General features: G+C 61.8%; 11 protein-coding genes. 2 read left to right on the forward strand and 9 right to left on the reverse strand.

Annotated elements, in window-relative coordinates; genetic code table 11:
• Positions 1-206 precede the first annotated feature (206 nt).
• The 8 genes from VUN82_18190 to glmS all read right to left on the reverse strand — a co-directional run bounded on the left by VUN82_18190 (position 207) and on the right by glmS (position 12,974).
• Positions 207-1,292: an inositol-3-phosphate synthase gene (locus VUN82_18190; protein ID XAS71001.1), complete on the reverse strand. Its 1,086-nt coding sequence runs from the start codon at positions 1,290-1,292 to the stop codon at positions 207-209.
• A gap of 170 nt (positions 1,293-1,462) precedes the next feature.
• Complete coding sequence (gene mgrA / locus VUN82_18195; protein XAS71002.1) at positions 1,463-2,500, reverse strand: L-glyceraldehyde 3-phosphate reductase; 1,038 nt, start codon at positions 2,498-2,500, stop codon at positions 1,463-1,465.
• Positions 2,501-2,569: 69 nt separating this feature from the next.
• Positions 2,570-4,354, reverse strand: coding sequence for a malto-oligosyltrehalose trehalohydrolase (gene treZ, locus VUN82_18200; GenBank protein XAS71003.1), 1,785 nt, complete (start codon positions 4,352-4,354; stop codon positions 2,570-2,572).
• Positions 4,355-4,424: 70 nt separating this feature from the next.
• Positions 4,425-6,737, reverse strand: a complete 2,313-nt coding sequence (treY, locus tag VUN82_18205; protein XAS71004.1) for a malto-oligosyltrehalose synthase — start codon at positions 6,735-6,737, stop codon at positions 4,425-4,427.
• Entirely contained in the window at positions 6,734-9,079 is a 2,346-nt protein-coding gene (gene glgX, locus VUN82_18210; GenBank protein XAS71005.1) for a glycogen debranching protein GlgX, read from the reverse strand. Before glgX ends, treY begins: the two co-directional genes overlap by 4 nt.
• Before the next feature lie 69 nt (positions 9,080-9,148).
• Positions 9,149-10,720 carry an NAD(P)H-hydrate dehydratase gene (locus VUN82_18215; GenBank protein XAS71006.1) on the reverse strand — a complete coding sequence of 524 codons (1,572 nt, stop codon included), beginning with the start codon at positions 10,718-10,720 and terminating at the stop codon, positions 9,149-9,151.
• A gap of 18 nt (positions 10,721-10,738) precedes the next feature.
• Positions 10,739-11,086 (reverse strand): holo-ACP synthase, encoded by a 348-nt coding sequence (locus VUN82_18220; GenBank protein XAS71007.1) that lies wholly within the window; start codon positions 11,084-11,086, stop codon positions 10,739-10,741.
• A gap of 4 nt (positions 11,087-11,090) precedes the next feature.
• Entirely contained in the window at positions 11,091-12,974 is a 1,884-nt protein-coding gene (gene glmS, locus VUN82_18225) for a glutamine--fructose-6-phosphate transaminase (isomerizing) (protein XAS71008.1), read from the reverse strand.
• Positions 12,975-13,118: 144 nt separating this feature from the next.
• Between glmS and coaA the strand changes: the two genes are divergently transcribed.
• Entirely contained in the window at positions 13,119-14,084 is a 966-nt protein-coding gene (coaA, locus tag VUN82_18230) for a type I pantothenate kinase (protein ID XAS71009.1), read from the forward strand.
• A 21-nt stretch (positions 14,085-14,105) separates the two neighbouring features.
• The gene (locus VUN82_18235) at positions 14,106-14,939 is read left to right on the forward strand and encodes a M15 family metallopeptidase (protein ID XAS74735.1); all 834 of its coding nucleotides are present in this window, start codon (positions 14,106-14,108) and stop codon (positions 14,937-14,939) included.
• 103 nt (positions 14,940-15,042) lie between these two features.
• Here the strand turns inward: VUN82_18235 and glmM are convergent, their stop codons facing one another.
• Complete coding sequence (gene glmM, locus VUN82_18240) at positions 15,043-16,407, reverse strand: phosphoglucosamine mutase (protein ID XAS71010.1); 1,365 nt, start codon at positions 16,405-16,407, stop codon at positions 15,043-15,045.
• Between the last annotated feature and the right edge of the window lie 126 nt (positions 16,408-16,533).

Here is a 16,533-nt window from a genome sequence, read left to right on the forward strand (position 1 = left end):
CTATCACCTCCACCCGGTCCCCAAAAGGTTGACGGTACGTGAGAGAGCAACCGTCCAAATCCGGTGGTAAGTGAGAGAGGGACCGGCGAAAAGCGTCAGGATGTGAGAGAGCATCGGAAGCACAAAAAACGCCCTCCCACGGGAGTGGGAAGGCGTCTTTTGTCAGCGCTCGGTCTTAAAGGGCGCGGGCTTTAGCGCTCGAGGGTTTAGCGCTCGATGTCGCCGCGGATGAAGGCTTCAACCTTGTCGCGGGCGATGTCGTCGTTGAACTGCTCCGGCGGGGACTTCATGAAGTAGCTGGACGCGGAGAGCAGCGGGCCGCCGATGCCGCGGTCCAGGCCAATCTTGGCGGCGCGGATGGCGTCGATGATCACACCAGCGGAGTTGGGGGAATCCCATACTTCGAGCTTGTATTCGAGGGAAACGGGAGCATCACCGAAGTTGCGGCCCTCGAGGCGGACGAAGGCCCACTTGCGGTCGTCAAGCCAGGCAACGTAATCAGACGGCCCGATGTGGACGTCGTCAGCGTGAAGCTCGGCCTCAACGTTGGAGGTGACGGCCTGAGTCTTGGAGATCTTCTTGGACTCGAGGCGATCGCGCTCAAGCATGTTCTTGAAGTCCATGTTGCCGCCAACGTTCAGCTGGTACGTGCGGTCCAAAGTGACGCCGCGGTCCTCGAACAGCTTGGCCATCACGCGGTGGGTGATGGTGGCGCCGATCTGGCTCTTGATGTCGTCGCCCACGATCGGAACACCGGCTGCAGTGAACTTGTCAGCCCACTCCTTGGTTCCGGCAATGAAGACGGGGAGAGCATTGACGAAAGCCACGCCAGCGTCGATGGCGCACTGGGCGTAGAACTTGGCAGCCTGCTCCGAACCAACGGGCAGGTAGCAAACCATGACGTCTACCTTGGCTTCGCGGAGGACAGCAACGATGTCGACGTCCTCCTCGGGAGCTTCGACGATGGTCTCGCGGTAGTACTTGCCCAAGCCGTCAAGGGTATGTCCACGCTGGACGGTCACCCCGGTGGCAGGGACGTCGGCGATCTTGATGGTGTTGTTTTCGCTGGCGCCGATGGCGTCGGCCAGGTCCAGTCCAACCTTCTTGCTATCAACATCGAAAGCAGCAACGAACTGAACATCGTTGACGTGGTACTGGCCGAACTCGACGTGCATCAGACCCGGAATCGTGGCCTTGGGGTCAGCGTCGCGATAGTACTGAACACCTTGGACCAGCGATGCGGCGCAGTTTCCTACGCCGACAATGGCAACACGAATCGGATGTGAAGACACGGAACTCCTTTTGAGAACTAAACCTCAGGTGCCAGGCGCAAACTCTGACTGAGCTCAGAGCACGACTGATTGGCACGGCGCCAGTTGGCGCACACTTGCATTGTAGCCAACAGAGGAGGGGCCGGCTTTGTTCCCGCCGGCCCCTCCTGTTTTATGTCTTTTCCCTCGGTTTACTTCTGCGCCCACAGATTGATGTCGGATTCGACCGCGAACTCATCGATCGCAGTCAGCTCATCTGTGGTGAACTTCAGGTTGTTGATGGCACTCAGCGTGTCTTCAAGCTGCGCAACGCTGGACGCTCCAACAAGCGCGGATGTTACGGGAGAGCCCTTCGGCTGGTCACGGAGAATCCATGCAATGGCCATCTGTGCGAGGGTCTGTCCACGGCCTTCGGCGATGGCGTTGAGCCCCCGAACGCGGTCCAGCTTGTCCTCCGTCAATGCGGATTCGGAGAGGAACCGTTCCTTTGCGGCCCGCGAGTCAGCCGGAACACCATTGAGGTATCGGTTGGTCAGCATCCCCTGGGCAAGAGGCGAGAAGGCGATGGAGCCGGCGCCCACTTGGTCCAGTGCCTCGTAGAGGTTCGGCGAACCATTCTCGGTCCATCGGTTCAGCATGGAGTAGCTGGGCTGGTGGATCAGCAGTGGCGTGCCGAGTTCCTTCAGGATCCGCGCCGCCTCGAGCGTTTGCTCGGGCGTGTAGGAAGAGATACCCGCGTACAAGGCTTTGCCGGACCGGACCGCGTAGTCCAGCGCCCCCATGGTTTCCTCCAACGGAGTTTCGGGGTCAGGACGGTGGCTGTAGAAGATGTCCACGTAATCCAGGCCCATGCGCTGCAGGGACTGGTCAAGGCTGGAGATCAGGTACTTGCGGGATCCCCATTCACCATAGGGACCCGGCCACATGTAGTAGCCGGCCTTCGTGGAGATGACCAGCTCATCACGGTACGGCTTGAAGTCGTCCTTCAGGTGACGTCCGAAGTTCGTTTCTGCCGATCCATCCGGCGGGCCATAGTTGTTGGCGAGGTCGAAGTGGTTGACGCCCAGATCGAATGCACGGCGCAGGATGGCGCGCTGTTCTTCGAACCGCTTGTCGTCGCCGAAGTTGTGCCAAAGGCCCAGCGAGATAGCGGGGAGCTTGAGACCACTGCGTCCGACGCGGCGGTAGGGCATGGTTTCGTAGCGGTTTTCCGCAGCCGAATAAGTCATACGTACCATCCTGCCACTGCACAGATCACCGTGTTCGGGCTGTCCGCAATGTGGGCGCCGTCACCGTCGTTACTGCTCGCCTTGCTGGACACGCACCACGGCGGCGCTCCCACCGGGCAGGGTCAGCGAACCGTCGTCGAGGACTACTTCCGTGTCGGTGGCCAGCAGCAGGGACCCGCTCATGGGCGAATCCAGCGGCTCGTCCCCAAAGTTGCACACTACGCGGATGGGGCCACGGGTCAACTCCAACCAATGCTCGTCGTCGTCGAACTCCACCGTGGTCTCGCCAAAACCTCCGTTCACCAGCTCCGGCGTGTTCCGGCGCAGCTGTGCTAAATCCCGATACAGCTGCAGCAGGCGGGCGTGGTCTCCGCTGGTGGGCTCGTTCCAGTCCAGCTTCGAGCGCTTGAAAGTTTCGGGGTCCTGGGGGTCCGGCACAACGGCAGGGTCCCAGCCCATCCGTTCAAATTCCTTGATCCGGCCCTTCGCTGTGGCCTCCCCTAATTCCGGCTCGGGGTGGGAGGTGAAGAACTGCCACGGCGTGGAAGCCCCAAATTCCTCGCCCATGAAAAGCATGGGTGTGAAGGGTGATGTCATGGTCAGCACTGCGCCGATCGCCAACCGACCATATGACAGTGATGCAGTAAGCCGGTCACCGGTGGCACGGTTGCCTATCTGATCGTGGTTTTGCAGGCAAACGACCAATGCGGAAGGATGTGCGAGCTCGTGCCGGATCGGCCGGCCGTGGTGGCGTCCCCGGAAACTTGAGTAGCTGCCATCGTGGAGGAAGCCGTGCTCAAGGACCTTGGCGAGGACAGCGAGGGACTCGAAGTCCGCGTAGTACCCGGTGGTTTCACCGCTGAGGTTTACGTGCAGCGCGTGGTGAAAGTCGTCGCTCCATTGGCCTTCCAGGCCATAACCGTTGTCCTTACGGGGATAGATGAGCCGCGGATTGTTCAGATCCGATTCTGCGATCAGGGTTTTTGTCACCCCGGTTTCCGCTTCGATCTGGTCTCCCAGCGCACCAAAGTCCTCAAGGATGTGCACGGCCCGTTCATCGCGCAGGGCGTGCACGGCGTCGAGCCTGAGCCCATCCACGTGATAGTCGCGGAGCCACATCGCCGCGTTCTCCAGGATGTAACGGCGTACCTCGTCGGAGCCCGGGCCATCGAGGTTTACCGAGTCGCCCCACGTGTTCCCCTCCCCGGATTTCAGGTAGGGGCCAAATTTGGGCAGGTAATTGCCGCTGGGGCCAAGATGGTTGTAGACCACATCCTGGATAACGCCCAAGCCCGCGGCGTGGGCGGCATCGACGAATCGCTGGTAGGCCTCCGGGCCACCGTAGGGCTCGTGGATGGCGTACCACAGCACGCCGTCGTAGCCCCAGTTGTGAACTCCGTTGAAAGCATTGACTGGCAGCAGTTCGATGAAGTCGACGCCCAGGTTAACCAAGTAGTCCAGTTTCCGGGCGGCAGCGTCAAGTGTGCCTTCGGGAGTGAACGTGCCCAGGTGGAGCTCATAAATGACGGATCCTTTGAGGCTGCGCCCCTTCCACTCACCATCCGCCCATTGGTAGGCGGCAGGATCGAAGGTCGCAGACAATCCATGCACTCCCTCAGGCTGCCGCCTCGAGCGTGGATCGGGAAACGGCCCTTCCCCGTCCACGACGTAACCGTAAGCAACCGCGTTGCCTTCCTGACCCGCGACGTCGGCGGACGCGCGCCACCAACCTGTCGCGCCGCCGTCGTGAATTTGCTCCATGACGTGCTCGCTGCCTCCCGCGAGCATCTTCACTGATCCTGCGTTGGGCGCCCAGACGTCGTAGCGGTTTTTTCCGGCAGCATGCTCCAGCATCGTTTCCCCTGTGATTGTTTTAGCTTTGCGTTGCAGTGGCGGTGTTGGTGGGTGTTCGTGTTCCAGCGGATCAGTCAGCGGGCACCAGCAGTGCCACCGGGTAGTGCTCCAGCAGCCTGGCGACCGCGACCGAACCGGCGTCGTAGGTGGTTCCGGTCAGTTCATCGTGGCAGTTCACCGGCAAGTCGATGGCCGTGTCCCGCCAACCGCCTTCCCGGGCCAGGCGCTTGGGCAGGCGCGTGCCAACGGTAACGGCACCGGGCGTGTCCGCACCACGGCTGAATGCAACCACATGCTCAGCTGCCGCGCCGTTCGCGCGCAAAGGCCCGTAGCCGCCGAACAGTTCCGGCCGGTCTCGACGCAACCTGAGCGCCCTGGACACCACCAACAGTTTGGCAGCTTCCTCCGTGAACTCAGGCCGCGCACCAGTATCGAGTTCCGTCAGCGCCGCGATCCGCGCTTGGAAGTCCACTGGCCGCCGATTGTCGGGGTCGGTCAATGAACCGTCCCGGAACTCGGTGCCCTGGTAGACATCCGGAACGCCAGGCATGGTCAATTGAATGAGCTTGGCTGAGAGCGAGTTCGAGGTTCCATAAGGTTCCAGTTCCTCGACGAAATTCTCCAGCGCGGCAGCAACCTCGGGGACGTCAAAAACGGCGTCGACGGCGGCAGCCAAGTGACGCTCGAAGTCCAGGTTGGGGTCGGTCCAGTTGGTCGAATTTCCGGCTTCGCGGGCGGCCTTGAGCGCATACGATTGGAGGCGCCCACGATCGGCGGGCCAAGCGCCTGCAATGGACTGCCAAACAAGGGCGGCCAGCGGACCGTCCGGGATGGGCGCCAGCTCCTGGACAGTGCCAAGGAAGAGTTCCCATTCGGGGACAGATTCGGAAATGACCGAAATCCTGGCCCGGGCGTCCTCGCTGCGCTTGGTGTCGTGGGTGCTCAGCGTGGTCATGGAGAGGGGGATCTCTGCCTGACGACGTGCCATGCGCTCGTGGAACTCATCAGAGGAAAGCGCAAACTCAGTGGGATCGGCGCCCACTTCGGTGAGCGTCCCCAACCGTGTGTAGCGGAAGAATGCGGTGTCCTCCACACCCTTGGCCATAACCATGCCGGAGGTCTGTTGGAAGCGGCGGGCGAGTTCCCCAGTGGTATCAGTCAGGAGTGGACTTAGCCCGTTCAGCACAGACCGGAGCTCCGGCCGATGTTGTCCTGCCCGTTCCATGGCTTCTTCCAGGATCTCCTGGCCGTGCGGAAGGTAGGTCCTGTAGACGGGGAAGCAGCAAATAATCTCGGCCAGGGCATCGGCTACCTCAGCGCGCGGCAATGCGGATGACTCGGGAACAAGCCGGGACAACCGCAGGATTTCAGACCTCAGGATGCCATCGGCGATGCGCCGTTTGGTCCCGTGGATCATGTCCGCATAGTCAGTTGGCTGGGCCGCATCCCGCAGACGGGCATCGAGGGAGTCCAGATATTCCTCGGCTGCGGGGTCGACGAACAGACGGTCAACGTCTGCCAGCGCGTCATACCCTGTGGTGCCTTCGCAATCAAAGGTTTCCGGCAGTTTCTCTCCGGGCTCAAGGATCTTCTCCACCAGGAGGTACGCCCCGCCAGTCTCCTTGCGAAGCCTTGCCAGGTACCCTTCAGGATCCGCCAGCCCATCGGGGTGATCGATCCTGAGACCATCCACCAGCTCTTCGCGGAACCATCGCACGATTTCCTCATGCGCCTCGTCAAAGACCCACGGAACCTCGACGCGGACGCCTGCCAGCGTGTTCACCGCGAAGAAGCGGCGATAGTTCAGTTCAGCGTCCGCCCGGCGCCAGCCCACCAGTTCATAGTGCTGTCGCGAATGAACCTCCTGCGGGCTGTCTCCAGCGCTGAAGCTGCCCTCGGCCAACGGGAAACGGTGATCGTAGTAGTGCAGTTCGCCGTCCACCACAGTGAGTTGCCCAAGGTCGTCATCGCTGCCGAGCACGGGGATACGGATCTTTCCGCCGCCGAAGTCCCAGTCGACGTCGAACGCTTCCGCGTACTTGGACGAGCGACCCTCCTTCAGGAGCTGCCACCACCAGGCATTCTGTCCTGGCGAGGCGACACCCATGTGGTTGGGAACGATGTCCGCCAGGATGCCAAGTCCTTTCGAGCGCGCGGCCTTGGACAACGCAGCCAGACCCTCGGCTCCGCCACGGGCAGGATCCACGGACGAAGGATCCGTGACGTCATAACCGTGGTCTGAGCCTTCTTCCGCGGTGAGGATCGGCGATACGTAGACCCAATCGACCCCAAGGTTGTGCAGGTACCCGGTGAGTTCCGCGGCGTCCTGAAGCGTAAAGCTTTGGCGGATTTGCAGCCTGTACGTTGACACTGGGGTCCTCATGAGTCCGCCTTCTTCGAAGTACGGCGCCTCCGTGCGGGTTTTGATTCCGCAACGGGTGGATCTCCCCCGTCGGAAGCGCTGACCGCCTCTGACCCATTCGTAGACCGAGCGTTCGTCGGCGAATCTGTCCGTTTCGAATCCACCGCAGGAGCCGTGAGCGACGCCGTTTCGGGCGTGCTCGTCTGACTTAGGGCGGCAAGGGAGGCGGCCACAGAGTGGTCCGGCTCAGACTCTGGTGTGCTGTGGGCACGAAGCACCACCAGTGACTTCGCAGCGATCATCAGGATCTGATCCGCCTTAACGACGTCGGAATCAGCCCCTTCGCCGCCGGTGTCGATCATGACGTCCCAGGCAGGAGCGTACTCATCGGATGGTACTCGGAACCCAACCTCGTCCTCGTCCGCATTGAAGTACAGCAGGAAATTGACGTCAGTGATCCGGCGGCCTTGAGTGTCACGCCCGTGGATACCGTCGCCGTTCAAGAACACTCCAACGGAACGGCCCAGCGCCGTGTCCCAGTCCGACGGCGTCATGGTGCTGGCGTCGGCATCCAGCCATACGATGTCCGGAAGCCGCTCCCCCTCGCCTCGCAGCACGGGCCGTCCGTCAAAGAATCTGCTTCGGCGGAGGCTGGGGTGCTTGGCCCGCAGGGCGCTAACAGCAGCCGTGAACTCCACCAAGGGCTGGTCAACGCTATCCCAATTGATCCAGGTGAGCTCGGAGTCCTGACAGTAACCGTTGTTATTGCCCTGCTGCGTCCTTCCAAGTTCATCGCCATGCAGGAGCATGGGAACGCCCTGCGACAGGAAGAGCGAGGCGATGAAGTTCCGCTGCTGGCGGGCCCTGAGGCCTAGAACCTTGGGGTCATCCGTGGGGCCTTCGACGCCACAGTTCCACGAGCGATTATGCGATTCGCCGTCGTTATTGCCCTCACCGTTGGCCTCGTTGTGTTTCTCGTTGTACGACACGAGGTCGGCCAATGTGAAGCCATCGTGGGCAGTGACGAAGTTGATGGATGCCACAGGCCGGCGCCCGGAGTGTTCGTAGAGGTCGGCAGAGCCTGTCAGACGCGAGGCAAATTCACCGAGCGTGGAGGGCTCTCCGCGCCAGAAGTCGCGGACAGTGTCCCGGTACTGGCCGTTCCATTCTGTCCATTGGGGCGGGAAGTTGCCCACCTGATACCCACCCGGACCCACATCCCACGGTTCGGCAATGAGCTTCACCTGAGACACGACGGGGTCCTGCTGGATGAGTTCGAAGAAGGTTGACAGCTTGTCCACGTCATAGAATTCGCGGGCCAGCGTGGACGCGAGGTCGAACCGGAACCCGTCCACATGCATCTCCGTCACCCAGTAGCGGAGCGAATCCATCAGCAGCTGGAGTGAATGCGGACTGCGGACATTCAATGAGTTGCCGGTGCCGGTGTAGTCCATGTAGTACTTTTGGTCGTTCTCCACCAGGCGGTAGTACGCGGAATTGTCGATGCCCTTAAAGGACAACGTGGGCCCCAGATGGTTGCCCTCAGCCGTGTGGTTGTAAACGACGTCCAGGATGACTTCGATCCCGGCGTTGTGCAGGGAACGCACCATGGCCTTGAAATCCTGGACCTGCTGGCCGGTATCACCCTTGGAGCTGTAACTGTTATGCGGGGCGAAGAAGCCGATGGTGTTGTAGCCCCAGTAGTTGTTCAGGCCCTTATCCTGCAGGATGCCGTCGTTGACGAACTGGTGCACCGGCATGAGTTCAATGGCAGTAATACCCAACTTTTGAAGGTGGGAGATGACTGCGGGGTGAGCCACGCCAGCGTACGTTCCGCGCTGTTCCTCGGGAACCTCTGGATGCAGCTGGGTAAGTCCCTTGACGTGTGCCTCGTAGATGACGGACTTGTGGTATGGAATCTTCAGTAGTTTGTCGCCGTCCCAGTCGAAGAACGGGTTAATGACGACGCCCAGCATCATGTGCGGTGCGGAGTCGGCGTCGTTCCGGGAGTCCGGGTCCCCCATGTTGTAGGAGAACAGTGCCGGGTCCCAGTCGATCTGCCGGTGGATGGCCTTGGCATATGGGTCGAGCAACAGCTTGTTGGGGTTGAACCGTTGGCCGGCATCGGGGTTGTAAGGTCCGTGCACCCGATAGCCATATTTCTGTCCCGGTTGGACTTGCGGCAGGTAGCAGTGCCACACGTAGCCGTCCACCTCGCTGACATCTACGCGGACTTCCCCGCCGTCGTCGTCGAAGAGGCACAGTTCCACTTTCTCGGCCTTCTCGCTGAACAGCGCGAAGTTGGTGCCGGTGCCGTCAAAGGTGGCTCCAAGCGGATAGGCCGATCCAGGCCAGACTTCCATGCGTTCTCCTCTGGTGATGCGGATAACTTGCTGCAAGCCTACTCATGACCCCTGACACGGACAGTAACCTTACGGTCTTGTGCGGTCGTATTCCGCAGTCAGCGAACCTATGACGCTCGGTACCGCTGCCAAGATCGCCGAGGCTGTAAGGGGGCCACCATCAAAATCTTTCGACGCGATCGCGCCTGCTCGGCCATGAACACTGGCGGCAACCGCGGCCACAGCAGCCCAGCGGTCGTCCAGTTTCAAACCCATGGCCGCGTACGCGCCGTCGTCGTCCTTGACCGAGTCCACAGATTGCGCCAGTAATGCACCCAGCAGGCCGGCCAGGACATCGCCGCTGCCTGCAGTCGCCATCCAGGCGGTGCCCTCGGACTGGCTGAAAACAACGCCCGACGGCGAGGCCACCAGTGTGGTGGCACCCTTCAGCAGGACGGTGGCGCCGGTTTGCTCGGCTGCTTGCCGTACGAAGTGCAGCGGCCGGGACTCGACATCCTCGCGGGACACGGCGACCTCACCCGTGGATGGAAGGGACGCCAGCAACGTGGCCAGCTCCCCAGCGTGAGGCGTGAGGATCCAATGCGCAGGACAACGCTCCGGCAGGATGCTCAGTGCTCCGGCATCGACGACGCATGGCAGCTCAGCGGCAATCGCTGACTCCGCGGCGTCCCCGGCACGTCCGAGTTGGTCCTCCCCGTCCACACCAGGACCAAGCAACCACGCTTGGACGCGGCCAGGCTCGTCCGTCTCCCACAGGGCCTCCGGCGTCCGCGTCAGAACTTGGCGTGCCGCAGATTCCGGCCCTACATAGCGGACCATCCCAGCGCCGGTCACTGCTGCCGCATGGACGCTCAGCACGGCCGCCCCGGCAAAACGAGACGAGCCGGCGACTACGCCCAGCACTCCACGGGAGTATTTATGGGAGCGGCGTCCGGGCTTGGGGAGCACGGATTGCATATCTGTGGCAGTAAGCCGGCGCAACTCAGGGGTAGCCAGGGAGTCTTCGATCCCAATCTGCACCAGAACCACGCGTCCCGCACAGCCTTCGCCGGGGTCTGTCATCAAACCGGCCTTGATGCCACCGAAAGTCACAGTGACGTCGGCGTCCAACACCGGCCAGTGGACTTCCCCTGTGGTCGCATCCAGTCCGCTGGGGAGATCGCACGCCACCACACAACGGGGCTTCAGCTCCTGAAGCGAAGCAACCAACTCCGCAGAAGCATCACGCAATCCGCCCCGCGCGCCGGTGCCCAGGAGGGCATCGATAATGACATCGTCACCAGCGCAGAGGACGGCAAGCTCCTCGGCATTGCCGGGATCCAGTCGCAGCACAAGGCCACCCGCCGCCAGAAAAGCCGCCAGCGCGTCAGGGTGGACCTCCGCTGAGGCGAGGACCGCCGTCGTCCGCATTCCGCGGCCGGCAAGCATGGAAGCCGCGAAGAGGCCGTCACCGCCGTTATTGCCTTTGCCTGCAAGAACTGTGACGCTGGCGCCGGTCAGCTTGCGCCGGGCCTTGACCACGCGAACCACTTCCTGCGCCAGGCCATAAGCGGCCCGTTGCATGAGTACAGCGCCCTCACCGGAGTCCAGGAGCGGTTGTTCCGCGTCCCTGATCTGTTGTCCGGTGAAGGCGCTGATCATCGTTATATGAAGGTCCGTTTAGCCCTCGGCGAGGACATACGCCGTAGCGATGCCGCCATCATGGCTCATGGACAGGTGCCAGCGCTTGACGCCCTTGGCATCAGACACGGCCAAGACCGTTCCCTTGACCTGGACGGTAGGACCGTTCTGGTCAAGACCGATCCAGCAGTCCTGCCAGTTCATGCCTGCGGGAGCACCCAGGACCTTGGCCACCGCTTCCTTGGCAGCGAAGCGGGCCGCGAGTGATCTGGTGTTGAGTTCGCGCTCCGCAGGAACGAACAGCCTGTCCCGAAGCCCGGGGGTCCGCTCGAGTTGCCGGGCGAACCGCTCGATGTCTACGACGTCTACGCCAATGCCAACAATCATGCGGTTATTCTACGGTCACGCTCTTGGCGAGGTTACGCGGCTGATCGACGTCGTAACCCTTCGCCCCGGCCAGTTCAGCAGCAAAGATCTGCAGTGGCACGGTGGTGAGCAGCGGCATGAGCAACGTGGGCGTCTCGGGGACGTAGAACACGTGCTCTGCGTAATCCTTGACAGACTCGTCGCCTTCTTCAGCAATGACCAGCGTACGGGCACCACGTGCGCGGACTTCCTGGATGTTGCTGACAACCTTGGAATGCAGGGAGTCACGACCACGAGGGGACGGCACAACCACGAAAACGGGCTGGCCGTCGTCGATCAAGGCGATCGGTCCGTGCTTGAGTTCACCGGCGGCGAAGCCCTCAGCGTGGATGTAGGCAATTTCCTTGAGTTTCAAGGCGCCTTCCAGGGCCACCGGGTAGCCAACGTGGCGGCCCAGGAACAAGACGGACTTTTCATCCTTCATGCTGCGAGCGAGTTCGCGCAAGGGACCTGCGTTGTCCAGGATCTTCTGAATCTTGGCCGGGATCTTGTTCAGGTCCGCGAGGACGTCCTTGATCTGGCCGGAGAAGATGTTGCCACGCAGCTGGGCCAGGTAAAGGCCAAGCAGGTAGGCGGCAGTGATCTGGGCGAGGAACGCCTTCGTGGAGGCAACCGCGATTTCCGGACCAGCGTGGGTGTAGAGCACGGCATCGGATTCACGCGGGATGGTGGAACCGTTGGTGTTGCAGATGGAGATCGTCTTGGCGCCCTGTTCGCGGGCGTAGCGGACGGCCATGAGCGTGTCCATGGTCTCGCCGGACTGGCTGATGGAAACCACCAGGGTGTTGGCGTCGACGATCGGATCGCGGTAACGGAACTCGTGCGCGAGCTCTACTTCCGTGGGGATACGGCACCAGTTTTCGATGGCGTACTTGGCAACCAGCCCAGCGTAGGCTGCGGTCCCGCATGCCAGAACGATGATCTTGTCAACCTGCTTGAGGAGCTCAGGATCGATGCGGACTTCGTCCAGCGTCAGCTTTCCGTTGAGGTCCGAACGGCCCAGGAGAGTCTGCGCTACGGCGTCGGGCTGGTCGTGGATTTCCTTCTCCATGAAGGAGCTGAAGCCACCCTTTTCGGCAGAAGCCGGGTCCCAGTCAACGTGGTATTCCTTGCCTTCAGCGGGAGCGCCGAAGAAGTCTGTGATCTCCACGGAGTCCGCGGTGATGGTGACGATCTGGTCCTGACCGAGTTCCACGGCACGGCGCGTGTAATCGATGAAGCCGGAAACGTCCGAGCCGAGGAAGTTCTCGCCGTCGCCAAGGCCAACCACGAGCGGGGAGTTGCGGCGGGCGGCCACGACGACGTCGGGCTGGTCCGCGTGGACGGCGAGGAGGGTGAATGCACCTTCGAGGCGCTGGCAGGCCAGTCGCATCGCGTGGGTGAGGTCGCCGCCGTTGCCGTTGAGTTCGTTGCGGAAGATGTCGCCAACCAGTGCGGCAGCAACTTCGGTGTCTGTCTCCGACTCGAAGGTGACGCCCTTACCCAGCAGTTCCTGCTTAAGCTCGGCGAAGTTTTCGATGATGCCGTTGTGAATCAACGCCAGACGCCCGCCGTCGGAAAGGTGGGGGTGTGCGTTACGGTCGGTGGGCCCACCATGCGTGGCCCAACGGGTGTGGCCAATGCCGGTCAGGGATTCGGGAACCGGGTTTGCTTCCAGTTCACTGATCAGGTTGCTCAACTTGCCGGACTTTTTACGGGACGAGATGGTTCCATCAGCCACCACTGCGACGCCAGCGGAGTCATAGCCGCGGTACTCAAGACGACGCAGCCCCTCCACGACGACGTCAAGGGCGCTGTGACCAGCTGCCTTACGAGACGAATTGCCAACATAGCCTACGATTCCACACATGGGTATAAGCCTAACGGCTAGCTCAAACAACTGATGTGGGACATCCCTTCTCCTCCTCTTGCCTGCGTGGCATTAATCACCCACAATTCACCTTCACGTCGTCGCGCATTTCCTGATCAGCCGGGCTAAGGGCAGAATCAGAACGTGACTTTGCAACGCACCGAAGCAAACGGCGACGGCGCTTCCCCCTTTGTTGAGCTGGACCGCCAAACCTGGTCCCGGCTTGCAGCACAGATGGAGCAGCCCCTCAACGAAGAGGATATCTTCCGCCTCCGAGGCCTCGGCGATCCCCTCGATATGAAGGAAGTGCGGGAGGTATACCTCCCCCTTTCGCGGCTTCTGCACCTCTACGTCCAGGCTTCCCATCAACTTCACGCGGCGACAACCACGTTCTTGGGTGAGCAAACGCAGCGCACCCCGTTCGTCATCGGTGTGGCCGGTTCAGTGGCTGTCGGTAAGTCCACCATCGCCCGCGTGCTCCGTGAAATGTTGCGGCGCTGGCCGGGAACACCCAACGTAGAACTCATCACCACAGACGGCTTCCTGTACCCGCTGGCCGAGCTGAAGCGCCGGCATCTGCTGGAGCGCAAAGGTTTTCCGGAGTCCTACGACCGCAGGGCGCTATTGCGTTTTGTGTCGGAAATCAAAGGCGGAGCCGAGGAAGTCCGGGCACCGTGGTACTCCCACGTCACCTACGACATCGTCCCGGGCAAGGAAGTTGTAGTGCGTCGCCCTGACGTACTGATCGTGGAAGGCCTCAACGTTCTGGCCCCTGCAAGACCCCGCATGGATGGCAAGCAAGGCCTCGCGCTGAGCGACTTCTTTGACTTCTCCATCTACGTTGACGCCAAGACCTCGTACATCGAGGAGTGGTACGTAGATCGGTTCCGAAAGCTCCGCACCACGGCCTTCGCTCAGCCTGAGTCCTACTTCCACCGCTACGCCACGCTCTCCGACGAAGATGCCGAATCAACAGCCCGCGGCATCTGGAAGCGCATCAACGAGCCGAACCTCGAAGAGAACGTGCTCCCCACCCGTGGCCGCGCCCAGCTGGTACTCACCAAGGATGCCGACCACTCCATACGCCGCATGCTTTTGCGGAAGGTCTAAGTGGACATCCAACCTCAGCCGATGCCCAGCCGCAGGGCATTCGCGGGTTTCCTCACAGCCGGGGCAGGCCTGGCCGCACTGGCTGCCTGCACTCCGGATGGATCCGCCGCCTCACCTGCTGGGGCTTCGGCGACACCGTCCGCAGCTGCCTCGGGCGCCACGCCAACCCAAGTCACTGCCGTTACGCCCGCTGCGGCTACCGAGCCTTCCAGCAGTCCTTCCAGCGCAGCGCCCTCACAAGCCGCAGCCAAGCAGTTCTCGCTGACCGATCCAGCCAGCCCATGGGTGGTGGTCAACAAACACCGGCCGTTGAACCCGCAGAACTACGTCCCGGCGGATTTGGTTCAGCCAAACATCCGGCTCGCCGTCAGCGGCGAAGCCACACAAATGAACAGCACGACGGCGACTGCCGCAGAAAAGATGTTCGCCGCAGCTGCGGCCGAAGGCGTCATCATGGCGTTGGCATCCGGATACCGTTCCTATTCCACCCAGGTGGTCACCTACAACGGCTACGTCGCAAGCAGCGGCCAGGTTGCAGCCGACCGGGCTTCGGCACGCCCCGGTCATTCCGAACACCAAACGGGCTGGTCCTTTGACATAGCCGACGGCGGGGGTGCGTGCAGTTTCCAACCCTGCTTCGCCGACCAGCCCGCGGCTATCTGGGCCAAAGCCAACGCGCACAAATTCGGTTTCATCGTCCGCTATCCGTGGATGTTCCATGAAACCACCGGATACTTCTACGAGTCCTGGCACCTGCGCTACATCGGCGTCGAAGCAGCGACAGAGATGAACACCCGAGGCATCGCAACGCTTGAGGAGTACTTCGGGTTGGAAGCAGCGCCGGACTACCTGTAGAGCCGGTTCTATTAAAGGCCGCTCCTTTTAAACCAGCTCGGCCCGCTCTCCTGGAAACCAGTAAACCGGTAATCAGGAAAGCGGGCTGAAATTGCTTGGGTACTTATACAGCCAGTTCGCTGGGAGCGCTAAGGCGTTCTTTGACTACAGCAGCCAGGCTGTTGCAAATTCGTTCAGCAGTCTCCATGTCCGCAGCTTCCACCATGACGCGGACCAGGGCCTCGGTGCCGGACGGCCGGAGCAGCACGCGCCCGGTTTCACCCAGTTCCAGTTCAGCAGCAGCTACCGCGGCGGCGACACCTTCGTCGGTGCCTGCACGGGCCTTGTCCACGCCCTTGACGTTGATCATAAGCTGCGGGAGCTTGGTCATCGCAGTAGCGAGTTCTTTCAAACTACGGCCAGTCAGGGCCACCTGCGCAGCAAGCTGCAGCCCGGTGAGCACTCCATCGCCGGTGGTTGCGTAATCGGAGAAGATCACGTGGCCGGACTGTTCGCCACCCAGGTTGTAGCCGCCGTCGCGCATTTCCTCCAGCACGTAGCGGTCGCCAACAGCGGTTTCGCGGATGGTGATGCCAGCATTGCGAAGGGCGATCTTGAGTCCGAGGTTGCTCATGACCGTGGCAACCAGGATGCTGTCCTTGAGTTTGCCCGCTTCATTGAGTGCCAGCGCCAGGATCGCCATGATCTGGTCGCCATCTACTTCGTTGCCTTCGTGGTCTACAGCGAGGCAGCGGTCGGCGTCGCCGTCGTGGGCAATGCCGAGGTTCGCACCGTGCTTGACCACCGCTTCCTTCAACGGACCCAGGTGGGTGGAGCCCACGCCGTCGTTGATGTTCAGTCCGTCCGGCTCGGCGCCGATGACGACCACGTCCGCCCCGGCGTCCTTGAACACCTGCGGTGAACAACCACTCGCCGCCCCGTGAGCGCAGTCCAGGACAACCTTCAGGCCCTCGAGGCGCTTGGGGAGGGTGCCGAGCAGGTGGACGATGTAGCGGTCCTCAGCGTCGGAGAAGCGCTGGATGCGTCCGACGTCGCCGCCCACGGGCCGCTGAGGCTCTTTGCCCAGCTGAGCTTCGATAGCGTCCTCGACGTGGTCGGGGAGCTTCTGGCCGCCGCGGGCGAAGAACTTGATCCCGTTGTCCGGGGCAGGGTTGTGGGAGGCCGAGAGCATAACGCCGAAATCGGCGTCGAGGTCTGCCACTAAGTAGGCCGCAGCCGGGGTGGGCAGAACACCAGCGTCATAGACATCGATGCCGGAGCTCGAGAGCCCCGCTTCGACGGCGGCGGCAAGGAACTCGCCACTCGCTCTGGGGTCCCGGGCGACGACGGCGCGTGGCCGCTTGCCATCGGTTGTACGGTCATGGCCGAGTACGACGGCGGCGGCCTGGGCGAGCTGCATAGCCAGCTCGGCGGTGAGCAATCCGTTCGCGAGACCGCGCACGCCATCTGTTCCAAATAATCTAGACATCGGCTCAAGTTTAGACGACGACGGGACAGCACCCGTCCAGCAGCGTGTCGGAACGTCATGTGTGCAGGTCAAATCCGGCTCAAAGCAAGCCTCTTCGAACTGCTTAAAGCGCAACTTCTTAAACGG

It is taken from the genome of Micrococcaceae bacterium Sec5.1 (genome assembly GCA_039636795.1).
In the GTDB taxonomy this organism is placed as follows: domain Bacteria; phylum Actinomycetota; class Actinomycetes; order Actinomycetales; family Micrococcaceae; genus Arthrobacter.